Source organism: Neorhizobium tunisiense, assembly GCF_039631515.1.
Taxonomy (GTDB): Bacteria; Pseudomonadota; Alphaproteobacteria; order Rhizobiales; family Rhizobiaceae; genus Neorhizobium.
The window spans coordinates 1,029,348-1,052,319 of record NZ_JBDIUU010000001.1; the positions used below are offsets into that span (position 1 = coordinate 1,029,348).

Genomic DNA, 22,972 nt, shown 5'->3' on the forward strand with positions numbered 1-22,972 from the left:
GGAAGGAACAACATCATGGATTTGGGTCTCACCGGCAAACGCGCTCTCGTGCTCGCCTCGTCGCGCGGCCTCGGCCTCGGCATTGCCAAGGCGCTTGCGAGCGAAGGCGCACATGTTCTGCTCGTCGGCCGCTCCGGCGACCGGCTGGCGGAAAACTGCAAGGCGATCAATGCCGAAGGCAAGGGCAAAGCCGACTGGGTGTGGGGCGATCTCGCCGACGACAATTTCGTCGAGGCGATGAAGACCGCCGTCAAGGACAAGCTCGGCGGCATCGACATCCTGGTCAACAATACCGGCGGCCCGACGCCGGGCACGGCAGAAGACATGACCGCCGACAAGCTCGACATCTTCTTCCAGTCGATGGTGCTGCGCGTCATCACGCTCACCAACGCCTTCCTGCCGCAGATGAAGGAACAGGGTTTCGGCCGCATCCTGACCGTCGCCTCCTCCGGCGTCTTCGAGCCGATCGCCAATCTGGCGCTTTCCAACACGTTACGCTCGGCGCTGGTCGGCTGGAGCAAGACGATGGCCACGGAAGTCGCGGGTTTCGGCATTACCTGCAACATGCTGCTTCCCGGCCGCATCCATACCGACCGTATCGACGAACTCGACGGCGCCAATGCCAAGCGCACCGGCAAGTCGGTAGAGGAAATCCGCTCCGCCTCGCTGAAGACCATCCCGGCCGGCCGGCTTGGCAAGGTCGAGGAATTCGCGGCAGCCGGTGCGTTTCTCTGCTCGGTCCCGGCAAGCTATGTCACCGGCACGATGCTCCGGGTCGACGGTGGCGCTTCGCGCTCGATCTGAGGTTTTGGCAAGAGGGTTAAGTCCAGGTCGTTAAACATTAAATCGAATTGAGGTGCCGCTGTTGGCGGTATCTCAATTCGCCTGGGTTACGAGGCAAGCCGGCCCCCCAAAATTAAAGGATCGCCGGCATGATCGAAAGTGTTTCGGGGGCGACCGAGGCTACCCCGCCCAGTGTACCCTCCGCCGTGCCTCACGCCGCGGCGCCTTCCGCAGTGTCCTCGGCGGCCTCGATCTCGGCGACACTTGCGGCCGGACAGGTGGCGACCTATGCAGGTTCCTGGGAAGCTGCGACCCGGCACGCCGCCGAGACTTCGGCGATTTCCGGCCGACCGGGAATCATGCATGCGCGAAGCCTTGAGGCCGTGGATGACGTCGTGGTCCGCAATCTCCTCGACAGCCTGTCGCCTTCGAGCCGCATCGCCGGCAGTTTCTTCCTGGCCGACGGCGAGGAACCGGCGCCACGTTCGCTGATCGCAACCTATTACGAAGACGTCTGACCGGAAACGCTCCCGGACAATCCGACATCACGCGAATGCGTCTCGCGGGAGACCCCGCCCAGGCCTATGATCTCCAGACCCTGCCCTCGGAGATTCTCCCATGAAATTTACTCGACTTGCGCTTTCGATCATCGGCGTCCTGATGGTCGTGCTCGGCCTGATCTGGATCGGCCAGGGCAGCGGCGCCTTCCCCTATCCTGCCAGCAGTTTCATGATCAACCAGACGCCCTGGATCGTCCGAGGCGCCGGCCTCGCGATCGTCGGCATGGCCGTCATCTGGGGCGCCCGTCGGTTTGTCCGCTAGCTCCGGTAGGGGCGCCTGTACTGCGCAGCCAAAAGGTGAAAAAGATTAACTCCTGTTCATCTAAGCCCTTCATTACAAACATTTAATTCGCCTTCACCGGTTAGTGAGCCGGTCGTGCAAAACCTGTCTTTTTTGCGCCGCAATATGGGCGGTTCGATGGAGCGATACCATTGGCACAACCATAGGCGAGCGGTTACCTCATGAAGAAGATCTGGATTTTTGCCGGCGTTCTTGTCGTTGCCGGCGTTGCGGGCTGGGAGTTCCGCGATCGGCTTCCCTTCCTTTCATCCTTCATCCAGCAGGCATCCGCCGATACCGGCGACAGCCAGCAGCCGGGCGCGCAACGGCGGCGCGGCGCGGGCGGACCGCCGCCTGCGGTCAAGACGGTCGCAGCCACCCGGGCCCCGCTTCCGATGGACGTCACCGCCTCCGGGGCGGCCGATGCGGACGAGAACACGACGATCGCCGCCCAGCAGCCGGGCGCCGTCGTCAGCATCGCGGCAACCGACGGCGCCTTCGTCAAGACCGGCGACCTGATCGCCAAGCTCGACGACCGCACTGCCAAAGCCGCTTTAGACAAGGACAAGGCACTTCTCGTTCGCGACCAGGCGACGCTGACCCAGGCCCAGACGGCTCTTTCTCGCGCCAACGACCTGCTGCACGGCAATGCCGGCACCCAGCAGGCCGTTGACCAGGCGAAGGCGGCGCAGGATACCGCGGCCGCCACCGTGCAGAGCGACAATGCGGCGATTGCATCCGATCAGGTCGATCTGGACCATACCGACATCCGCGCGCCCTTCGACGGACGGCTCGGCGATATCGGCATCAGCACCGGCGCCTATCTCAGCGCCGGCTCGGCGGTGGTGACGATCGCCAAATACGATCCGATCTATGTGAAATTCCACCTTCCCGAGGCCTATCTCGGCCAGCTCAAGCAGGGGACGCCGGCGAATGCGGTTGCGGTCGATGCCGTGCCGCAAGGCGGCGGCACCTCGGCCAAGGGAAGCTTGAGTTTCTTCGACAACAGTGTCGATCCAGCTTCGGGCACGATCCTTGCCAAGGCCCGGTTCGACAATCCATCCGGGACGCTCTGGCCGGGGCAATCGCTGAATGTCACCGTACATTTCGAGAGCGACGACAAGGACGTCGTGGTGCCGACGGTAGCCGTCAATCCCGGCGTCGACAGCCCGTTCGTCTATGCGGTCGGCGACGACAAACGAGTGCATGTGACGCCGGTCACGATGGGGCGCTCCAATGGCCCGAACACGGCGATCGCCAGCGGGCTCACCGAAGGTGCGCATGTGGTGGTCGAAGGCCAGGTTCAGCTTGTCGATGGCGCCACCGTCGTCGAGCAGTTCGGCAACGGCCAGAAGACGGCCGACGCCAGGAGCAATGACAAGGGCAATGGCCAGCCGGTCGAAGTGGGGGCAGCGCAATGATCCCGCAATTCTGCATCCGCCGCCCGGTCGCCACCACGCTGCTTGCTATCGGCGCCGTCCTCGCCGGCCTTGCCGGTTACCAGATCCTACCGGTCGCCGCCCTGCCGCAGGTCGACTTTCCGACCATCAACGTTTCCGCGCAGCTGACCGGCGCCTCGCCGCAGACAATGGCGACTGCGGTCTCGACTCCGCTGATCAAGCAGTTCGAGACCATCCCCGGCATCAGCGAGATCAGCGCCACCAACTCGCTCGGCAACACGTCGATCGTGCTGCAGTTCGACCTCAACCGCGATATCGACGCGGCGGCGGCCGACGTGCAGGCGGCGATCTCGCATGCGAGCCGGCAACTGCCGGACAACATGACGACACCGCCGAGCTACCGCAAGACCAACCCGGCCGATGCGCCGGTGCTGCTCCTGTCGATCCGCAGCGATACGATGCCGCGCAGCAAGATCGACGAGATCGCCGAGGACGTGTTGTCTCCCTCGCTCTCGACCCTGCCCGGCGTCGCGGAAGTCTCGATCTTCGGCGCCCAGACCTATGCGGTCAGGGTCGAAGTCGATCCCAACAAGCTGCAGGCCCGCAATCTCGGCGTCGACAACGTCACCAATGCGATCGCCAACGCCAACAGCCAGGCGCCGGTTGGCTCGCTGGAAAACAACAGCCAGAGGCTGACCATCAATGCCGATACGCAGCGCACCAATGCCGACCAGTTCCGTTCGCTGGTGATCGCCAGCCCGAACGGCGCGCCGGTGCATCTCGGCGATATCGCCAATGTCCAGGACAGCGTCGCTAATCTCGATGCGGGCAGCTGGTATGACGGCAACCAGTCGATCATCCTCGCCATCCAGCGGCAACCGGATGCCAATACGGTCGATGTCGTCGATTCGGTGCGCGCAAAACTGCCCGGACTGTCCGCCGAGCTGCCGGCCTCGGTGTCGATCGCGGTCATGAACGATTCCTCGACGGCGATCCGTTCCTCGATCTCGGACGTGCAGTTCACGCTGATGCTGACGATCGGGCTTGTCGTGCTGGTCATCTATCTTTTCCTCGGCCGGATCACCGCCACCCTCGTTCCGGGACTTGCCGTGCCGCTGTCGCTGATCACCACGTTCGGCGCCATGTATGTGCTCGGCTACAGCATCGACAACATCTCGCTGCTCGGGCTGACGCTTGCGGTCGGGCTGGTGGTGGATGATGCGATCGTCATGCTGGAAAACATCATGCGGCATGTCGAGGACGGCATGGCGCCGATGCAGGCGGCGCTACAGGGGGCCGGCGAAGTCAGTTCGACGATCATCTCGATGTCGGTATCGCTGATCGCCGTGTTCATCCCCATCCTGTTGATGGGCGGGGTGGTCGGGCGGCTGTTCAACGAGTTCGGCATGGTGGTGGCGCTCGCGATCGTCGCTTCGGCTATCGTCTCGCTGACGGTGACGCCGATGCTCGGCTCGCGTCTCTCCGGCGCCGAACATCACCCGGGCCTGATGGTGCGCATCTTCGACGCCGGCTTCAGCCGCACGCTGAAGGGTTATGACCGGGCCGTCGGCTGGTGCCTCAGGAACCGGGCAATCATCCTGCTCGTCTTCCTCGCCTCGGTCGGTGCCTCGGCCTATCTGTTCCGGACGCTGCCGTCGAGCTTCTTCCCGCAGGAGGATATCGGCCGCCTGACGATCTCCACCCGTGCCCGCGAGGACATTTCCTATCCGGCGATGCGCGACCTGCAGGCCCAGGTGGCCGCTGCCGTGCAGAAGAATCCCGCGGTCAAGCACGTCACCTCGATCGTCGGCAGCAATGGCCGCAGCTCGCTCAACAACGGCACGATCTGGGTGGAACTGAAGGATCGCGGTGAGCGCCCGCCGCTCGACCAGACGCTGCGGGAACTGCGGCAGGCGACCTCCAAGTTCGCGGGCATGAAGACCTTCATCACCCCGCAGCAGAGCCTGCGCTTCGGCGGCCGCGCCACGGCCAGCCAGTACCAGCTCGTGGTGCAGGCACTGAACGCCTCGCAGACCAGCGAGTGGTCGGACAAGATCCAGACCGCGATGCGGGCCGACCGGGCGCATTTCACCGACGTCACCTCGGACGCCCAGAACGACGCGATCGAAGCCAATATCAAGGTCGATCCGGAAAAAGCCGCCTCGTTCGGGATCACCGACGACGAGCTGCGCAAGACGCTGCAGATGGCCTTCGGCGGGTATACGGCGGCGGAAATCCAGTCGACCGGCGACAGCTACGATGTGATCACCGAGTTCGACAATACGCAGCAATGGAACGACCAGATGCTGCAAGGCGTCAGGGTGATGTCGTCGAATGGCTCGCTGGTGCCGCTCTCGAACTTCGCGACGATCGTGCGCCAGACGGCGCCGGTCACCATCAACCAGACCGGTCAGCTGGTTTCGACGACGGTGTCGTTCAACCTGCCGGCCGGGGTGTCGCTCTCGGATGCGACGGCGGCCATCGACCAGATCAAGGCGAACCTGCAGATGCCGAACGACGTGTTCACCTCATACGGCGGCACGGCGCAGATCTTTCAGCAGAGCCAGGGCAATACGCCGCTGCTGATCCTCGCCGCGGTGCTGACCATCTATGTGGTGCTCGGTGTGCTCTACGAGAGTTTCATCCACCCGCTGACCATCCTGTCGGGCCTGCCGGCGGCGGCCTTCGGGGCGCTGCTGGCGCTGAAACTGTTCGGCTTCGACCTGTCGATCATCGCGCTGATCGGGCTCTTGATGCTGATCGGCATCGTCAAGAAGAATGCGATCATGATGATCGACGTGGCGGTGGAGACGATGCGCACCAAGGGAGAGACGGCGGCGGCAGCGATCCACGAGGCCTGCGTGCGGCGTTTCCGGCCGATCATGATGACGACCTTCTGTGCCCTGCTCGGCGCCCTGCCGATCGCGCTCGGCACCGGCGCCTCATCCGAGCTTCGCCAGCCGCTCGGTGTCGCGGTGGTCGGCGGGCTGATCGTTTCCCAGGCGCTGACGCTGTTCATCACGCCCGTCATCTTCGTGGAAATGGACCGGTTCGGCCGCTTCCTCGGCCGGCTCGGCCGCCGCAAGGCGGAGGACTTGCACGAGGCAAACGACGATGACGATATCCCGACCGCGATTGCGGCGGAATGAGCCCCTCGCCTTGGCGCTCGATCTGCGGCGGCGGGAGAAATCCCGCCTGCCAGATAGATCGGATTGATCGTCTCGGAATGGTGCGTTCTGATCATCATCTACAGGAAAACACAGTGAAAAATGGAACAGCCGTCCGAGAATGATGCAGCGCCCTGCAAGGTAACCTTAACCAATAACCTGAACAGACGACTCCGTTTGCATTAGCCGCTGCTAAAGCTTCTTATAAGTGGCGCAGCGCAGTGTTGCGTACGCGCTGGGCGGTCGGGCTTGGGGGTCGCCCGGCCGCTTTCAGCTTCAGGCAGGCGGCCGGAAATTCAGAACCCTTCGGCCAGTTTCGGAAAATCCTTGATCAGAGAATCCCGTACCACGAAGCTGATCGGCTCTTTCGGATACCGCTTGGTATCGACCAGCAGCTTTGCGAAGATGACGCGCCGCTCGTCCTTCATCGCCCAGCCGACGAACCAGCCGAGCGGGCGGTCGTAATCCACCTTGCCAGCCTTGTCGCGCAGCCAGCCGGAACCGGTCTTGCCCTGGATGTCCCAGCCGTCGCCGGCCTGGAAATGCGGCACGATCGCCAGCGTCATATCGACCGCATGTTCGGAGACCGGCAGGCCGCCGTTCAGGAAACGGCGCAGGAACTGGACCTGCTGGTCGGCCGAAATCTTCAGCGACGACATCAGCCAGGATTCAGTCAGGCCGTCGGTATTGCCCGGGCCGCCGGAGATATCGCGGTTGCCGTAGCCGAAGCGCTGGATGTAGTCCGCGAACTTGGGCTTGCCGAGCTTGCGGGCGATTTCCTGCGAATACCAGACGATCGATTCCTTCTCCCAGATCAGCGGATCGACATCCTTCTTCACTCGCTCCGGGCCACCGAACTTCGCCTGGTACTTCCAGCGCGGGTTCTGGGCATCGGCGAGGATGCCGGCATCGTAGCCCATCATGGCCAAAGGCAGTTTGAAGGTGGATTGCGGATAAAAACCCTGGTCGCAGGTGCCCTGGCGGTAGAGCGCATCGCCGCTGTCCTCGTCGATGATGACGGTGCAGCGGATCGGATCGGCGGCACCAGCGAAGGTGCAATCGAGAAAAGTCGCGGTAATTCCGAGAGAAAAGGCGAGAAGAAAAGAATTTCTGAAAGCCATGGCGGTGCTCCAAATGGGGTGACGCGGCCTTTTTAGGTCGGCTTGCGAGCCCTGATCAAACGATGATATCTGCGGGCAGACATGAATCAAACTAGGGCATGGCCATGGTTCGACCATATTTGCCGCTGAACGCGCTGCGCGCCTTCGAGGCGGCCGCGCGCCACCTCTCCTTCACCCGGGCGGCGATCGAGCTCAACGTCACCCAGGCGGCCATCAGCCATCAGGTGAAACTGCTCGAACAGCGGCTCGGCGTGGCCCTGTTCCGGCGCCTGCCGCGCGGACTGATGATCACCGAGGAAGGATTGGCTCTGCTGCCGGCGCTACAGGAGAGTTTCGACCGGATGGCGGACATGCTGGAGCGGTTCGAGGGCGGGCATGTGCGCGAGGTGGTGAAGCTCGGCGCGGTCGGCACGCTGGCGGTCGGCTGGCTGCTGCCGCGGCTTGTCGATTTCCGGGAAAAATATCCGTTCATCGACCTGCGGCTCTCAACCAACAACAACCGCGTCGATATTGCCGCCGAAGGGCTCGACTACACGATCAAGTTCGGCAACGGCGCCTGGCACGATATCGAGGCGGAAGCGTTGTTCGAGACACCGCTGTCCGTCCTCTGCGTGCCGCCGGTCGCAAGGCAGCTCAGAACTCCGGAGGACGTCGCGCACCAGGTGCTGCTGCGCTCCTATCGCGCCGACGAATGGCCAAGCTGGTTCGAGGCCGCCCATGTCGCCCCGCCGCAAATCCGCGGCCTGGTGTTCGACAGCTCCGTGCTGATGGTCGAGGCAGCGATGCAAGGGGCCGGCGTGGCGCTCGCCCCTCCCCTGATGTTCTCCCGCCAGCTTGCCTCCGGCATGATCGAACAGCCCTTCCCGATCACCATTTCCAAGGGCAGCTACTGGCTGACCCGGCTCAAATCCCGCACCGTGACGCCGGCCATGGAAATGTTCAGGAACTGGCTGACGCAGCAGGCGGCGGAGACTCGGGCAAAAATCTAGGCCGCCTCCGCCGCCCGCCGCGCGGATTTCATCGCCTCGGTGATCGCCACGGTCTCGACCGAGACGCGGGTGACGCGCATCAGCAGGTCGACGACCTTTTCCTTGTAGTCGGCAAAACGATAGGTGTTGAATTTTTCGCGGATCGTCGGGTCCTTCGGGGTCTTTTCCTTGTACTGATCGAGGATCCATTCGAGCCCGGAGCGATTGCCGAGCCGGTAGGTCCAGACCTCGGGCGGAATGCCCGAGAGCGTCGTTTCCCCGTCGAGCCGGATGATGCCGGCATCCTTGTCGGCCTTGAGGACGGTTTTCGGCGAGACGCCGGCCGCGCGGGCCTTTTCGTCGGCGGTATCGAGGCGTTGCAGCGGCCAGGGCTCGACGGTCTCGTAGCCGATATGCAGTTCCATCAGCCGCTTGCCCCAGCCGGCCCAGGTCCAAAAATCGGGATAGAAGGGAATGCGCGGGAATTCGCGCTTCAGGTTGAGCGCGTATTTTTCGCGATAGACGGGATCGTGCAGGACGGCGTAGACATAGTGGAAGATGTCTTGCTTGCCGATCTTTTCGCCCTTGCCGTAGTGCTCGCGGAACTGTTTCAGGCCCCAGTCGGTGATGTTGTCGACGCGCTCGCCGGTGGAGGTGTAGCGGTAGAGGGGGAGGAGCTCAGAGTCGCCGGTATAGTGATAGTCTGGTATTTTTTTGCCAGCGAGGATGTTGTATGGAAGCCCGTTTCGATTGATGGCAATATATGCCGCCTCCGACGCCGCATCGAATATTTGCGATGTCTGATATTGATCCTCATTGAGGTGAGAATTTCGATATCCAAACACACGAACAAACGGCCTGAACTCTACATATGCTATATCGATCTTGGAGAACTTGACATCGACCGCGGCCCTAAGAAGGCGCTTGATTTTCCTTGTCCACTTAATTTCTGTACCCAGATCTTCGTCCCGTACGCTTTTCCGTTCGAGAATTTTTTGGCGCGCGCGCGAAAACTGCTCCAAGAAGTAGACGACCTTTGTCGTCAGAAACTGTTGGGAAAAATCGTATACCCAATCGTCTCTATTCGTTTTCATACTTTGGGAAGTGAGTTTGAAAACCGCCCTCTCCTGCCCGCTCGACTTCGCCGCCTTTGTCTTCTTGTCGGCGACCGGGATTAACTCGTCCCACTGGTTTTCCGACAGATTCACCCAGTTCGCCTGCTTATCCGGCGCAATCCGCTCAAACCCGATTCCCGATAGCTTCGACGATCCCAGAAACGCCAGCTTGTCCGCCGCCGTGTCGAATTCCGGCCGCCGGGCGTAGAAGATCTTGCAGCCCTTCTGCCTGCGGCGCTTCACCATGAAGGAGATGGCGACGCCGGTCTGGATGCCGAAGACATTGTGCCTGGTACCCGAGAGCTTGGGATTGGCGCGCACGTCGCCGCCGAGATCGACGACATAGATCTCGTTGAATTCCTGTTCCACCGCCTTGCGGAAACCGTCGAAGGTTCGGCTTTCGATGAAGCTTCGGTTGGTGATGAAGGCCAGCACCCCGTCATCGTGCATGCGATCGGATGCCCACCGGAAGAAGCGGGCGTACATGTCGTAGACCTTGGTCTTCTGCGCCGTCGAAAGCCGGATATAGCTCGACTTGATCAGCTCATCGACCCGCTTGTAGTCGCGGTTCTTGTTGTTGTCGTTCTCGTTTGCCTGGTTTGCATTATAAGGCGGGTTGCCGATGATCACCGAAATCTTGCGGGCGTTCTGTCGCTTCACGCGGGCGACGTTCTCCTCCGACATGGCGCCGAAAAGTTCGTGCTGGTGGCCGGAGCGGATGCCCAGCCCGCCGACATTGTCCAGCGTGTCGACGAAGCAGAGGTTCGGATATTCGGCAAACTGGCCGGTAATCGCCGCATAGGTCGCCTCGATATTCAGGTTGGCGACGTAATAGGGCAGGATCGCCACTTCGTTGGCATGCAGTTCGTTCTTGTATTTGTGGGCGAGCTTCTTCGGGTCGCCGCGAAAGCTTTCGAGAAGTTCGCAGATGAACGTGCCGGTGCCTGTCGCCGGATCGAGGATCTCGACATGTTCGTCGATCAGGTTCTTGCCGAAATGTTTTTCGCAGAGCCAGTCGGCCCCCTCGATCATGAACTTGACGATCTCGTTCGGCGTGTAGACGACGCCGAGGCGGTCGGCCTTCTTCGGATCGTAGACCTTGTAGAAATTCTCGTAGATCAGCTTCAGGAAGGTCTGCTTTTCCGAATGGCTGTTGATCTGCGCCGCATTCGCCCGGATCGCCGCATAATAGGGCTCCAGCCCCTTCAGCGTGTCGCGCTTCACCGCGCCGGTGAAGAATTTCCCTTCGAGCGCATAGAGTTCCTTGGCGATGTTGTTCTCGTGGTGGAAATCGCCCTCGTTGAAGATATGGGTGAAGATTTCCTCGGTCAGGATGTGCTGGATCAGCATTTCCCGGACATCCGCCTCGCCGAGCGTCGGATTGATCGTTTCCTGGCAGGTTTTCAGGAAACGGGCCGCCTCGGCCCGGAAGGCGGCATTGTCGCCATAGGCGGTGTCGATCCGTGCGCGCAGCGCATCGAGAACCGTCGGCAGGTCGGCCTTGAAACGCGCAACGGCCTTGCGGAACTCGGCAATTTCCGGCCGCTCGTAGGAAAAGAACAGCGAGACCAGTCGCGACAGGCTCGCCGTATCCGTCATCGAGGCGCGGGTGACTTCCTGGCGGTTCTGGATCAGCACCGCCGTTTCGGAATTCTCAAAGACGATATTGTCCTGCGGATAGCCCTTGGCGAGCTTCTTGCGGATCTCCTCGTCGAGATCGTCCTTGGTGTCCTTGGCCTCCCAGTAGCCGAGGGGGACGCGAATATCGTGAAGGACGGTGCCGTCCGGATAGACGGTCGTCTTCAGAGTAGTCTGGACCGGATATTCCTCCAGGAAGACGAGCTTGTCGGACGACGCCCAGGAGTCCAGCAGGCGGCGGAAGGCCGGGCGGATGATCTGTTCGTTGGAAAGGCCGGAAAACTTCCGCAGCCGATCGATCTCGGCAAGATATTGATTGATAAGCTGCTGACTCATGAATCCCCCTGAAGCCGGGACATTAGAACGCGCCGGCTCCAAGCGGAAGCGCGAAATCTTGCCCGCCTCACAACCGCCGCCCAAGGCAAGGCTTCCCCCTTGCCATCCCGCCTGCCTTGTGCGATCACCCGCCCTCTCAAAAATTCCGGGGCGCCAGAAGCGCCCTTTTCGCATTCGGAGCCTGCCAGCGCATTTGCCGGGGGCTTCGGTTCAATGACTTTCGATGGATAAAAGGAGCACGGCGATGGCACGGGCGCTCGGGCTTGATTTCGGCACGACCAATACGGTTCTGGCACTGGCGGACGGCGGCAGCACGACGCATTCGATGCGCTTCTCCAGCAGCGCCGGCGAAAGCGATTCGATGCGCACGGCGCTGTCCTTCATGAAGGACCCGGTGATGGGGGCGCAGGCGCTGAAGGTCGAGGCCGGACAGGCGGCGATCCGCCAGTTCATCGACAATCCAGGCGATTGTCGTTTTCTCCAGTCGATCAAGACGTTTGCGGCAAGTGCGCTGTTCCAGGGTACGCTCGTCTTTGCCCGCCGACATGTCTTCGAGGACCTGATGGAGATCTTCCTGAAGCGCCTGAAGATCTATGCGGAGGACAACTGGCCGACCGACGTGTCGCGGGTGATCGCCGGACGGCCGGTGCATTTCGCCGGCGCCAATCCGGATGCCAGGCTTGCGACCGAGCGCTACAACGAGGCGCTGACCCGGCTCGGCTTTCCGGAAATCCACTATGTCTACGAACCGGTGGCGGCCGCCTATTACTTCGCCCAGACGCTGAGGAGCGATGCCACCGTCCTCGTCGCCGACTTCGGCGGCGGCACGACCGACTATTCGCTGATCCGTTTCGAAACCAAGGCCGGCAAGCTGACAGCCACCCCGATCGGCCATTCGGGCGTCGGCGTCGCCGGTGACCATTTCGACTACCGGATGATCGACAACCTGGTGGCGCCGGAAATCGGCAAGGGCAGCAAGTTTAAGAGTTTCGACAAGGTGCTCGACGTGCCGGCCGGCTATTACGTCAATTTCGGCCGCTGGAATCAGCTGTCGATCTTCAAGACCAGCCGCGAGTTCACCGACCTGAAATCGCTGGTGCGCTCGGCGCTGGAGCCGGACAAGCTCGAACTGTTCATCGACCTCGTCGACCATGACGAGGGTTACCCGCTCTATCAGGCGATCTCGGCGACCAAGATGGCGCTGTCGGGCGCGGAAGAAGCGGAATTCAATTTCGCCCCCCTCGGCAAGGCGGGCCGCAAAATGGTGAAGCGTTCCGATTTCGAAGGCTGGATCGCGGAAGACCTCGGCCGCATCGAGGGTGCGCTCGACGAGGTGCTGGAAAAGACCGGCACGGCGCCTGCCGAGATCGACAAGGTGTTCCTGACCGGCGGCACATCCTTCGTACCGGCCGTGCGGCGGATCTTCACGCAGAGATTCGATGCCGGCAAGATCGAGACCGGCGGCGAACTGCTGTCGATCGCCCACGGCCTGGCGCTGATCGGCGAGAGCGACAATGTCGCGCAATGGGCGGCTTGAGGGGAAACGGGCAAGAAACAAAGCTCCCTTTGGGAATGCACGACGTCGCGTGGAGCCCCTCCCCCTTGTGGGGAGGGGTTGGGGAGGGGAGCTTTTGTTCACAGTAAGAAAGACCCCTCCCGCCTGCCGGCCACCCTCCCCACAAGGGGGAGGGTTAAGACTACCGCGTCGCATTGCCACAATTCCCCCCTCCTCATTGCCCCAAAACCGGTTCCCTCTTCGCTGCGACATGCTGTAGTGTGAATCAGATGAACTTCGCCAAAGACATGGACGCGCCAGAACTCGCCGCCCTTCTGCATTTCTATGCGGATGCGGGCGTGGAGTGGCTTGTCGAGGATGAGCCGGTGGACCGGTTCGCGCAGTTTGCGGCCCAGAAGGCGGCGCAGGCCGATGCCAGAGCGCCCGCGTCTGCCCGGCAGCAGCAGCCGACGAACTATGAGCAGGCGCCGAACTCCCAGGCAGCGGCGGCAACGCCGAAACGCACAGCTCCGACGGCGCGCGCTTCAGCACCTCCACCTGCCTCCGCGCCCGTATCGGTGCCCGACGAACAGGCGGTCGCCTCGGCACGGTTTGCGGCCGAAAGCGCCCGTTCGCTCGACGAACTCAAGACCGCACTCGAAGCCTTCAACGGCTGCAACCTGAAGAACGGCGCGCGCAACACGGTGTTTGCGAGCGGCAACCCAGCTTCCGGCATCATGGTGATCGGCCCGATGCCGAATGCGGACGACGACCGCGACGGCATTCCCTTCTCAGGCCGGCAGGGACAATTGCTCGACCGCATGCTCGGCGCGATCGGCCTTGCCCGCGACGCCGTTCTGCTCACCAACGTCATACCGTGGCGGCCGCCGGGCAACCGCATGCCGTCGCAGGCGGAGATGGATATCTGCCGGCCGTTCCTGGAACGCCAGGTGGCGCTTGCCGAACCGAAACTGCTGCTGCTGCTCGGCAATTTTCCGGCCCGTTTCTTCTTCGGCGGCAATGGCACGATCCATTCGATGCGCGGCGAATGGCGCGACCTCTCCTTCGGAGGAATCGCTGTGTCGGCGATCGCCACGCTGCATCCGCAGGAACTGCTCGCCGCACCCGCCAACAAGGCGCTGGCCTGGCAGGACCTTTTGATGTTCAAAATGCGTTTTCCCGGGCACTGACTGCCGCCATTTCAGGCAGATTTCTCAACAATTTACCCAAAGTTACGGAAATATGAAGAATGCCATGCAAGCAACGCATGGCAGCGCGGCGTTTTGCTGCATTGCAGAATCGATGTTGCATTGCAATATTGGCAACGTGTCTTGGGAGGAATTCTAGGTTTAAGGAACCAAGGCCAATGACGACCCGCTTCCGCCCGATCCATTCGGGTTTCGAAACTCTTCGCATCGCCGGCCTGTCGCCGCGCTCAACGAAGGGTTATCACCATTTCGGCTCCGCGACGAACGAGCAGCTTACCTCCCGCGCCATGGCGCGTCCGGTGGGCGTCACTCGTCCGGCTTCGGTCTTTGCCGATTTCCGCGAACGTTGATCCAGCGACGCAAGGAAGCATCAGCCATGACGGCCATCCTCCATCCGATCCGCACACTGCGTGAGAACTTTTCTCACATCGGCGCCGCCGTGAACGCCTCGCGCGAATACAGCCGCGCCGGTGCCGTCCGTGCCTCTGCCGAAGCGACCAACCCGGTCACCGCGGCCATTCCGCTTTAAGCATCCGGTTCTCAAGTCCCGGGGTCAAGCCCCGGGCGGCGAAGCCTTGCGCGCCGCCTTCCGCTCGAGCCCCAGTTGATGCTCGCGGTAGATGATGAAAATCCCCGCCGATACCGTGATCGCCGTCCCGACCAGCATGGTCGCCGTCGGCACATCCCCGAACAGAACATAGGCGATGCAGATCCCGAGAAGGATCGAGGTGTATTCGAACGGCGCGACCGTCGAGACATCCGCGTTGCGATAGCTTTCGGTCAGCAAAATCTGGCCGATGCCGCCGCAGAATCCGGAACCGATCAGGAAAAGCTTCTCAGGCATCGTCAACTCAGCCCAGCCGAAGGGCAGGCTGAGCAGTGAAAACAGCGCGCCCGACAGCGAGAAATAGAGCACGATCGTCGCCGTCTTCTCGGTGCGCACGAGCTGGCGCGTCTGGATCATCGCAAAGCCGGCCAGCACCGCAGAGAGGATGACGGCGGCTGCACCCATCGCCTGCTCCGAGCCCATGCCGCCCTGTTCGAACATGGTGAGCTTCGGCCAGGAGATGATCACCACCCCGACCATACCGACCATGACCGCGCTCCAGCGGTAGATGCGCACCGTCTCCTTCAGAAAGATCGCGGCAAAGACGACCGCCAGGAGCGGCGAGGAATAACCGATCGCGATCGCATCCGGCATCGGCAGGTGCACCAGGCCGTAAAAGCCGAAAACCATGGAGAGAATGCCGAGGAAGCCCCGTTTCACATGGCCGGTCAGGCTGTTCGTGTGGAAGGCGCCGCGCAACTCGCCCTGGAAGGCGAGATAAACCATGATCGGCACAAGCGCGAAGGCGGAACGGTAGAAGGTGATCTGCCCCGCCGGGATATCGGGACCTGCCGACTTGATACAGGTCTGCATCATCACGAAGACCACCACGGAGGTGACTTTGAACATGATCCCGCGCAGGGGATTCAGGGCATCGGCGGCCATCAACAACTCATGGGGATTTTGGCGGAAATCCGGTCCGCACTGACAGGACGTTTTGGGGAGACGATCTGGGGAGATTCAGTTTGGCGGCAAAGTAACGGAAAAGTGCCGTGAAGGGGATCAAAACTGATGATAGGTCGATCAATATCCGTGACCCAATGAAAGATTACGCGACATATACCGGAATGAAATCAGGCTTTATTTTAGCCAAAGTTTCAACAATCGTTTAGCATTGCGTGTAATTATCCGCGCGGCGACGGGTATGTGCCAATCCGGGAGTGCTGCGAAGCTCCCGATACCAATTTGAAGAGCCGGTTCAGGAAGCAACATGCGAACAGATACGGGCCAGATCGTTCATCTGGCAGATTACCGCCCCACCGACTTCGTCCTGGAACGCGTCGATCTGACCTTCGAGCTCGACCCTACCAATACGAAGGTTGATGCGCGGCTGATCTTCCACCGGCGCGAAGGCATCGATCCGTCTGTGCCGCTTGTGCTGGACGGCGACGAGCTGACGCTGTCCGGGCTGCTGCTCGACCAGAACGAGGTGCCCGCGGCGCAGTATGATGCGACGCCGGAGAGCCTGACGATCCGCGACCTGCCGGCCGAGCAGCCCTTCGAAATCACCATCACCACCTTCATCAATCCGGAAGCCAACACCCAGCTGATGGGCCTCTATCGGACCAACGGCGTCTACTGCACCCAGTGCGAGGCGGAAGGCTTCCGCCGCATCACCTATTTCCCGGACCGGCCGGACGTGCTGGCGCCCTATACGATCACCATTATCGGCGACAAGGCCGCCAACCCGGTCATGCTGTCGAACGGCAATTTCCTCGGCGGCGCGGGTTACGACGAGGGCCGCGCGTTTGCCGCGTGGTTCGACCCGCATCCGAAGCCTAGCTACCTGTTCGCGCTGGTCGCCGGCGATCTCGGCGTGGTCGAAGACAAGTTCATCACCATGTCGGAGCGTGAAGTCGCGCTGAAGATCTATGTGGAGCACGGCAAGGAAGCCCGCGCCGCCTATGCCATGGACGCGCTGAAGCGCTCGATGAAGTGGGACGAGGAGCGGTTCGGCCGCGAATACGACCTCGACATCTTCATGATCGTCGCCGTCTCGGACTTCAACATGGGGGCCATGGAGAACAAGGGCCTCAACGTCTTCAACGACAAATACGTGCTCGCCGACCCGGAAATCGCGACCGACCAGGATTACGCGAATATCGAGGCGATCATCGCCCACGAATATTTCCACAACTGGACCGGCAACCGCATCACCTGCCGCGACTGGTTCCAGCTCTGCCTGAAGGAAGGCCTGACGGTCTATCGCGACCACGAGTTTTCCGCCGACCAGCGTTCGCGCGCGGTGAAGCGCATCGCCGAGGTTCGGCACCTGAAATCGGAGCAGTTCCCGGAAGACGCAGGTCCGCTCGCGCATCCGGTACGTCCGACCAAATACCGCGAGATCAACAATTTCTACACGACGACCGTCTACGAAAAGGGTTCGGAAGTCACCCGCATGATCGCCACGCTGCTCGGCCGCGACGATTTCAAGGCGGGCATGGATATCTATTTCGAGCGCCATGACGGGCAGGCCGCGACGGTCGAGGATTTCGTCAAGTCGTTCGAGGATGCGAGCGGCCGCGACCTGACGCAGTTCTCGCTCTGGTACCACCAGGCCGGCACGCCTCTCGTCACCGTGTCGAGCGACTACGACCAGGCAAGCGGCACCTTCAAGCTGTCGCTGGAGCAGATGATCCCGGCAACCCCCGGCCAGACCGCCAAGGAGCCGATGCATATCCCGCTCTCCTTCGCGCTGATCCTCGATAACGGCTCGGCAGCAGTGCCGACCAAGGTCGCGGGCGGCGAAGTCACCGGCGACGTGCTGCATCTCACGGAGCGCCGGCAGACCTTCACCTTCTCGGGCATTTCCTCCCGTCCGGTGCTCTCGCTCAACCGGTCGTTCTCTGCGCCGATCAACCTGCATCTCGACCAGACGACGGCCGATCTCGCCCATATCGCCCGCCATGACAGCGACCTCTTCGCCCGCTGGCAGGCGCTGACCGATCTTGCGCTGCCGAACCTGATGCAGGCGGCGCGCGACGCCCGCGAGGGCAAGGCCATCACCTGCGATCCGGCTTTCGTCGCCGCCCTTCTCGAAGCCGCCGGCGACGAGACTTTGGAACCCGCCTTCCGCGCCCAGGCGCTGACACTGCCGAGCGAGGCCGACATCGCCCGCGAACTCGGCGGCAACAATGATCCGGATGCGATCCACGCGGGCCGCAACGCCATTCTTTCGGAAATTGCCAAGGCCGGAACCAGGACCTTCCTGCGCCTGTTCGAGGATATGAAGGTCAAAGGCGCCTTTACGCCGGATGCGGCAAGTGCGGGCAAGCGCTCGCTGCGCAACACGGCACTTTCCTACCTCACCTATGCGGAAGGAACGCCGGCCCGTGCGGCCGAAGCCTTCGCATCCGCCGACAACATGACCGATCTCGTCCAGGCGCTGGCGGTGCTTGCGCACCGCTTCCCGGATGCACCGGAAACAGCAAAGGCGCTCGACACGTTCCTCACACGCTTCGACGGCAATGCTCTGGTGATCGACAAGTGGTTCTCGACCCAGGCGACCATTCCCGGTGCGGGCGCGCTTGCCCGCGTCAAGGCGCTGATGGACAATCCGCGCTTCATCGCCACCAATCCGAACCGGGTGCGTTCGCTGATCGGCACGTTTGCCTTCGGCAATCCGACCGGCTTCAACCGCGCCGACGGCGAAGGTTACCGGTTCCTGGCCGAGCAGATCCTGGCGATCGACCCGCGCAATCCGCAGCTTGCCGCCCGCATCCTGACCTCGATGCGCTCGTGGCGGTCGCTGGAGCCGCAGCGCGCCGAGCATGCCCATGCGGCGCTGACCACGATCGAACAGACTGCGACGCTTTCGACCGACGTGCGCGACATCGTCGAGCGGATGCTGAAAGGCTGAGCCGAAGGCGCCGGCTTTAAACGCCGGCGCATTTTTCCAGAAAGCGGGAAACCAGCGACCGGCAATAGTCGGGCGTCAGTTCGCGATCGCCGAACAGGATGTGGTAGATGATCGGCGCGACTATGGCGTCGATCGCCTCGCCCACGTCGAAGGCGCTCTCGCCGCGGGTCAGGGCACGCCCGCGCAACGTCTCCAGATGATCATAGGTAAACTGGCAGCAGCGGCCCGCCGCGTCGCCTTCCATACTGCTCAGCACGTCCGCCAGCATCGAGCGTCCGACCTTGGACGACATTTCCTCCGCATACTGGAGAATGAAGGCTTCGAGGTCGCTTTCCATCGCGCCGGTGTCTTCCGGGTCGGCAACCGGCCGCATGCGCGCCACCGCGACATCCGCCAGGAGTTCCGATAGATCGCCCCAGCGGCGATAGATGGTCGATGGCGTCACGCCGGACTTTTCCGCAATCATCGGCACGGTGATCTCGCCGCGATCCATGGTCTTCAGCAGATCCTGAACGGTGCGGTGCACTTCCGACTGTATGCGGGCACTGCGCCCACCCTGGCGCACCATTTCCCTTGCCATTCTGTTCTCCTTGCCGGCGCGTTGCCGGAAGCATCAAATCTCTTAACGCAAAGATATTGCATTAAGCCAGGAATGCAACTACATGCGGCTAACGCTAAAAAATTGCATTAAGGTGAAACACCATGAGCAATATCCTTTCCGCCTCCCCTTCGCCATCCGCACTGCGGATGACGGTCTACAGTTTCCTCGGCGCGGTCCTGATCTCCGCGACCAGCAGCGCGCCGACGCCGCTCTACCATCTCTACCAGGAGCTCTTTCATCTCTCGCCGGCGATGATCACCCTGATCTTCGGTTCCTACTCCTTCGCGCTACTCGCGGCACTTCTGACCGTCGGCGGGCTTTCCGACTATCTCGGGCGCCGCCCGCTGATCCTGCTGGCACTGATCTTCAACGCTGCGGCACTGATCGTCTTCATGGTGGCTGAATCCGGCACGATGCTGCTTGTTGGCCGTATCGTCCAGGGTTTCGCAACCGGCATCGCTTTCCCGACCTTCGGGGCGACGATCCTCGATACCGACAAGCGCAGAGGCTCGACGCTCAACAGTATCACCGCCTTTCTCGGCCTGATGGTCGGCACGCTTGCCGGCGGCACGCTCGTCGCCTTCGCACCCGCGCCAACGCACCTCATCTACGCGCTTCTTTTCATGGTGACAGTGGCAGGCATCATCGCGCTTGCCTTCATGCCGGAGACCATCACCGGACGGCCGGGCGCGCTCGCCGCCATGCGTCCGCATATCAGCGTGCCGCAGCGGGCCCGCACTACGCTTCTCAAGGTCACGCCGGTCAATGTCGCCGGCTGGGCGCTCGGGGGCTTTTATCTGTCGCTGATGCCGACGCTGGTTGCGGTTGCGACCGGAATCACCTCGCCCTTCGTGGGCGGTACGGTCGTCGCAACGCTGATGCTGAGCGCCACCGCCTCGGTCTTCGTGTTCCGCGCATGGACGCCGCAACGGGTTCTCTCGACCGGCACGACCGCCCTGATGATCGGCGTCCTGATCACCCTCTCGGGCGTACACCTGCAGGCGGTCTGGCTTCTCTACCTCGGCACGGCGGTGGCCGGTCTCGGGTTCGGATCGATCTTTTCGAACATCCTGAAGATCGTCCTGCCGCTTGCCGAGAGCCATGAAAGAGCCGGTCTGTTCGCAGCCTTCCTGGTCGAGAGCTACCTCGCCTTCTCGATCCCGGCGATTGCCGCAGGCCTTGCCGCTCCCACACTCGGTCTCTCCAATGCCGCCTATGTCTACGGCGGTGCAATCATCACGCTGGCGGTGATTTCGATCGCGGCCACCCGCACCAACCTTTCCGAAAGCCCGGCCGTCTCCTGAGACGGCCGGTTTGCCGCCCTCGCGGGACTCTTCCGATTCGCAATTGAATCAAATCGTTAAAAAAATCTTAGCAAGCCTCTGGACACGAAGAATCACTAATGATTCATTAAGGCAGATTCGGGCGAGCGGCGCGCCGAATCACCATGAGGGACACCATGAAAACCATGTCGGACGTGCAGCGGGCAACCGCGGCCGAGGGGCGGCTGCGTCTTAAATTTCCAAGCCTTGGAAGTTTGCGGCGGGCTATCCCGGACGAGGCGCGGCTCTCCGTCAAGCCACTCGCGCGGCAACTGCCCCGCGTGGAACTCGTCCTCAAGCGTTCGATCCCCCTTCTTATCATCGCGTTCCTGACCGTCGTCGCTGCGTCGCGCATTCTCGGCATCGTCTCCGAATACACGCGGATGGAAGATGCCGCCCGGCAGGCGACGGCGCTGATGGCCGCCACGGCGAGTGCTGCCTTCTCCAGCGATGCGACCGCACTCATCGGTCGAGACCGCGCCGCCGCGGAAAAACGCCTTGGTACCTTTCTGCCGCAGGAACGCCTGGAGGCGGACGCTTTCTTCTTGTTCGTGGACGAAACCGGCCGTATCTTCGGCGGGACCAAGCAGGCCGCCAGCTATATCGGCAGGCGCCTGACCTCCGTCCTGCCGGAAACTGCGGCGCTCAGGCGGTTCGGCGACGAGAGCGGCGTTATCGAGACCTATTTCGGCGAAATTCCGCACTATGCGGCCATCGAGATGGTCGGCAGCGACGGTATGCTGATCGTGGCGGCCTATTCGCTGGAGAGCATCAATCTTGCCTGGCGTCACGACGTGTCCCTCAACGTCACGCTCTTCACCGGCATTTCGGCAATCCTGCTGGTCATCCTCTACGCCTATTACATGCAGGTGAAACGCGCCCGCGAGGCCGACGAGACCTTCGTCGAATCCAATCTGCGCATCGAGACGGCGCTGTCGCGCGGCCGTTGCGGGCTGTGGGATTTCGACGTCACAAACCGTCGCCTGTTCTGGTCCGGATCGATGTACGAGATGCTCGGCCTGCCGCCTGCCGGAAACGTGATCTCGTTTACCGATGCCGCACGGATGATGCATCCGACCGACGGCAATATCTACGCGCTCGCCCGCGCCATCAGCCGCGGCAATGCCAAGCAGGTCGACCAGGTTTTTCGCATGCGCCACGCGGCCGGCCACTATGTGTGGATGCGCGCCCGCGCCCAACTGGTGAAGACCAGCCAGGGCCGCACCCATGTCATCGGCATCGCCATGGATGTGACCGAACAGCATCGCCTCGCCCAGCGTTATGCCGAGGCCGACCAGCGCCTCGCGGACGCGATCGAGTGCACGTCCGAAGCCTTCGTGCTCTGGGACAAGAACGACCGCCTGGTGATGTGCAACACCCATTTCCAGCAGGCTTACGGCCTGCCCGACAGCGTGCTGGTGCCCGGCACCGAGCGTCACGCCGTGAATTCAGCCGCAGCCCGGCCGGTCATCGAGCGCCGCGTCGCCGATCCGGACGGCAGCGGCCTGTCGCGCACCACGGAAGTGCAGCTCGCCGACGAGCGCTGGCTGCAGATCAACGAGCGCCGCACCCGCGACGGCGGCCTGGTCTCGGTCGGCACCGACATCACGCTGCTGAAGCGCCACCAGGAACGGCTGCGCGACAGCGAGCGCCGGCTGATGGCGACGATCGGCGACCTTTCCTCCTCGCAGAAGAAACTGGAGCGCCAGAAGTCCGAGCTTTCGATCGCCAACGCCAACTACCAGGCGGAAAAGGACCGTGCCGAGGCCGCCAACAAGGCGAAGTCGGAATTCCTCGCCAACATGTCACATGAACTGAGGACCCCGCTCAACGCGATCCTCGGCTTCTCGGAAATCCTGACGAACGGCATGTTCGGACCGCTCGGCTCGCCGAAATATTCGGAATATTCCAAGGACATCCACGACAGCGGCAAACATCTTCTCAACGTCATCAACGACATTCTCGACATGTCGAAGATCGAGGCTGGCCACATGCGCATCCAGTGCGAGGCGGTCGACCTGAAGCCGCTGATCGAGGAAAGCCTGCGCCTCACCTCGATCTCGGCCCAGGACAAGCAGATCGCCATCCATCAGCGCCTGTGCGACAGCCTCCACATGGTGGCGGATCGCCGCGCATTGAAGCAGGTGATGCTCAACATCCTCTCCAACGCAGTCAAGTTCACCAACCACGGCGGCAGGATCGAACTGCGTGCCCGCAAGTTGGAAAAAGGGGTGCTGCTGACGATCGCCGATACCGGCATCGGCATTCCGATGGAGGCGCTTAACAAGATCGGCCAGCCGTTCGAGCAGGTGCAGAGCCAGTATGCCAAGAGCAAGGGCGGCTCGGGACTGGGGCTTGCCATTTCCCGCTCGCTGATCGGCCTTCACGGCGGCAAGATGCGGATCCGTTCACGGGTCGGCGAAGGCACCGTCGTCTCGCTGCTCATCCCAGACCAGCCGATGCTCGTCGGTCGCAAGCGGGTCGCCTGAGGTCAACGGCGAAACCGTTGTGG

The 22,972-nt window shown here is 62.2% G+C and carries 17 protein-coding genes; 13 read left to right on the plus strand and 4 right to left on the minus strand.

Features of this window, described 5'->3' with window-relative positions:
• Positions 1–15 precede the first annotated feature (15 nt).
• The 5 genes from ABCW43_RS05415 (at position 16) to ABCW43_RS05435 (ending at position 6,172) form a co-directional block, all read left to right on the plus strand.
• Entirely contained in the window at positions 16–804 is a 789-nt protein-coding gene (locus ABCW43_RS05415; protein WP_345922438.1) for an SDR family oxidoreductase, read from the plus strand.
• A gap of 128 nt (positions 805–932) precedes the next feature.
• Complete coding sequence (locus tag ABCW43_RS05420; protein WP_345922439.1) at positions 933–1,301, plus strand: hypothetical protein; 369 nt, start codon at positions 933–935, stop codon at positions 1,299–1,301.
• Between the two features lie 100 nt (positions 1,302–1,401).
• Complete coding sequence (locus tag ABCW43_RS05425; RefSeq protein ID WP_345922440.1) at positions 1,402–1,605, plus strand: hypothetical protein; 204 nt, start codon at positions 1,402–1,404, stop codon at positions 1,603–1,605.
• A gap of 200 nt (positions 1,606–1,805) precedes the next feature.
• Complete coding sequence (locus tag ABCW43_RS05430) at positions 1,806–3,044, plus strand: efflux RND transporter periplasmic adaptor subunit (RefSeq protein ID WP_345922441.1); 1,239 nt, start codon at positions 1,806–1,808, stop codon at positions 3,042–3,044.
• Entirely contained in the window at positions 3,041–6,172 is a 3,132-nt protein-coding gene (locus tag ABCW43_RS05435; RefSeq protein ID WP_345922442.1) for an efflux RND transporter permease subunit, read from the plus strand. Before ABCW43_RS05430 ends, ABCW43_RS05435 begins: the two co-directional genes overlap by 4 nt.
• A 314-nt stretch (positions 6,173–6,486) precedes the next feature.
• Here the strand turns inward: ABCW43_RS05435 and blaOXA are convergent, their stop codons facing one another.
• Positions 6,487–7,311, minus strand: a complete 825-nt coding sequence (gene blaOXA / locus ABCW43_RS05440; protein WP_345922443.1) for a class D beta-lactamase — start codon at positions 7,309–7,311, stop codon at positions 6,487–6,489.
• A 104-nt stretch (positions 7,312–7,415) separates the two neighbouring features.
• Between blaOXA and ABCW43_RS05445 the strand changes: the two genes are divergently transcribed.
• The gene (locus ABCW43_RS05445) at positions 7,416–8,300 is read left to right on the plus strand and encodes a LysR family transcriptional regulator (protein ID WP_345922444.1); all 885 of its coding nucleotides are present in this window, start codon (positions 7,416–7,418) and stop codon (positions 8,298–8,300) included.
• On the opposite strand, the gene ABCW43_RS05450 is transcribed toward ABCW43_RS05445, so the two are convergent.
• The gene (locus ABCW43_RS05450; RefSeq protein ID WP_345922445.1) at positions 8,297–11,368 is read right to left on the minus strand and encodes a type ISP restriction/modification enzyme; all 3,072 of its coding nucleotides are present in this window, start codon (positions 11,366–11,368) and stop codon (positions 8,297–8,299) included. The genes ABCW43_RS05445 and ABCW43_RS05450 overlap by 4 nt on opposite strands.
• 244 nt (positions 11,369–11,612) lie before the next feature.
• Here ABCW43_RS05450 and ABCW43_RS05455 point away from each other — a divergent pair, with 244 nt between their 5' ends.
• The 4 genes from ABCW43_RS05455 (at position 11,613) to ABCW43_RS05470 (ending at position 14,600) form a co-directional block, all read left to right on the plus strand.
• The gene (locus tag ABCW43_RS05455) at positions 11,613–12,905 is read left to right on the plus strand and encodes an Hsp70 family protein (RefSeq protein WP_345922446.1); all 1,293 of its coding nucleotides are present in this window, start codon (positions 11,613–11,615) and stop codon (positions 12,903–12,905) included.
• A 248-nt stretch (positions 12,906–13,153) separates the two neighbouring features.
• A complete protein-coding gene (locus ABCW43_RS05460; protein WP_345922447.1) occupies positions 13,154–14,053 on the plus strand; it encodes a uracil-DNA glycosylase in 900 nt (299 codons plus the stop codon).
• Positions 14,054–14,229: 176 nt separating this feature from the next.
• Complete coding sequence (locus tag ABCW43_RS05465) at positions 14,230–14,421, plus strand: hypothetical protein (protein WP_210011178.1); 192 nt, start codon at positions 14,230–14,232, stop codon at positions 14,419–14,421.
• Positions 14,422–14,447: 26 nt separating this feature from the next.
• The gene (locus ABCW43_RS05470) at positions 14,448–14,600 is read left to right on the plus strand and encodes a hypothetical protein (RefSeq protein ID WP_345922448.1); all 153 of its coding nucleotides are present in this window, start codon (positions 14,448–14,450) and stop codon (positions 14,598–14,600) included.
• A 24-nt stretch (positions 14,601–14,624) separates the two neighbouring features.
• On the opposite strand, the gene ABCW43_RS05475 is transcribed toward ABCW43_RS05470, so the two are convergent.
• Positions 14,625–15,563, minus strand: a complete 939-nt coding sequence (locus ABCW43_RS05475) for a DMT family transporter (RefSeq protein ID WP_345922449.1) — start codon at positions 15,561–15,563, stop codon at positions 14,625–14,627.
• A 325-nt stretch (positions 15,564–15,888) separates the two neighbouring features.
• Here ABCW43_RS05475 and pepN point away from each other — a divergent pair, with 325 nt between their 5' ends.
• Positions 15,889–18,537: an aminopeptidase N gene (gene pepN, locus ABCW43_RS05480; RefSeq protein ID WP_345922450.1), complete on the plus strand. Its 2,649-nt coding sequence runs from the start codon at positions 15,889–15,891 to the stop codon at positions 18,535–18,537.
• A gap of 16 nt (positions 18,538–18,553) precedes the next feature.
• On the opposite strand, the gene ABCW43_RS05485 is transcribed toward pepN, so the two are convergent.
• Positions 18,554–19,117 carry a TetR/AcrR family transcriptional regulator gene (locus tag ABCW43_RS05485; protein ID WP_345922451.1) on the minus strand — a complete coding sequence of 188 codons (564 nt, stop codon included), beginning with the start codon at positions 19,115–19,117 and terminating at the stop codon, positions 18,554–18,556.
• A gap of 122 nt (positions 19,118–19,239) precedes the next feature.
• Here ABCW43_RS05485 and ABCW43_RS05490 point away from each other — a divergent pair, with 122 nt between their 5' ends.
• On the plus strand, positions 19,240–20,442 hold the full coding sequence (locus tag ABCW43_RS05490) for an MFS transporter (protein WP_345922452.1): 1,203 nt from the start codon (positions 19,240–19,242) through the stop codon (positions 20,440–20,442).
• Between the two features lie 164 nt (positions 20,443–20,606).
• The gene (locus ABCW43_RS05495; protein WP_345923356.1) at positions 20,607–22,949 is read left to right on the plus strand and encodes a PAS domain-containing sensor histidine kinase; all 2,343 of its coding nucleotides are present in this window, start codon (positions 20,607–20,609) and stop codon (positions 22,947–22,949) included.
• Positions 22,950–22,972 lie beyond the last annotated feature (23 nt).

Coding starts and splice junctions, on each gene's coding strand:
- ABCW43_RS05415 (WP_345922438.1), top strand. CDS start 16: ATGGATTTGGGTCTCACCGGCAAACGCGCTCTCGTGCTCGCCTCGTCG.
- ABCW43_RS05420 (WP_345922439.1), top strand. CDS start 933: ATGATCGAAAGTGTTTCGGGGGCGACCGAGGCTACCCCGCCCAGTGTA.
- ABCW43_RS05425 (WP_345922440.1), top strand. CDS start 1,402: ATGAAATTTACTCGACTTGCGCTTTCGATCATCGGCGTCCTGATGGTC.
- ABCW43_RS05430 (WP_345922441.1), top strand. CDS start 1,806: ATGAAGAAGATCTGGATTTTTGCCGGCGTTCTTGTCGTTGCCGGCGTT.
- ABCW43_RS05435 (WP_345922442.1), top strand. CDS start 3,041: ATGATCCCGCAATTCTGCATCCGCCGCCCGGTCGCCACCACGCTGCTT.
- blaOXA (WP_345922443.1), bottom strand. CDS start 7,311: ATGGCTTTCAGAAATTCTTTTCTTCTCGCCTTTTCTCTCGGAATTACC.
- ABCW43_RS05445 (WP_345922444.1), top strand. CDS start 7,416: ATGGTTCGACCATATTTGCCGCTGAACGCGCTGCGCGCCTTCGAGGCG.
- ABCW43_RS05450 (WP_345922445.1), bottom strand. CDS start 11,368: ATGAGTCAGCAGCTTATCAATCAATATCTTGCCGAGATCGATCGGCTG.
- ABCW43_RS05455 (WP_345922446.1), top strand. CDS start 11,613: ATGGCACGGGCGCTCGGGCTTGATTTCGGCACGACCAATACGGTTCTG.
- ABCW43_RS05460 (WP_345922447.1), top strand. CDS start 13,154: ATGAACTTCGCCAAAGACATGGACGCGCCAGAACTCGCCGCCCTTCTG.
- ABCW43_RS05465 (WP_210011178.1), top strand. CDS start 14,230: ATGACGACCCGCTTCCGCCCGATCCATTCGGGTTTCGAAACTCTTCGC.
- ABCW43_RS05470 (WP_345922448.1), top strand. CDS start 14,448: ATGACGGCCATCCTCCATCCGATCCGCACACTGCGTGAGAACTTTTCT.
- ABCW43_RS05475 (WP_345922449.1), bottom strand. CDS start 15,563: ATGGCCGCCGATGCCCTGAATCCCCTGCGCGGGATCATGTTCAAAGTC.
- pepN (WP_345922450.1), top strand. CDS start 15,889: ATGCGAACAGATACGGGCCAGATCGTTCATCTGGCAGATTACCGCCCC.
- ABCW43_RS05485 (WP_345922451.1), bottom strand. CDS start 19,117: ATGGCAAGGGAAATGGTGCGCCAGGGTGGGCGCAGTGCCCGCATACAG.
- ABCW43_RS05490 (WP_345922452.1), top strand. CDS start 19,240: ATGAGCAATATCCTTTCCGCCTCCCCTTCGCCATCCGCACTGCGGATG.
- ABCW43_RS05495 (WP_345923356.1), top strand. CDS start 20,607: ATGTCGGACGTGCAGCGGGCAACCGCGGCCGAGGGGCGGCTGCGTCTT.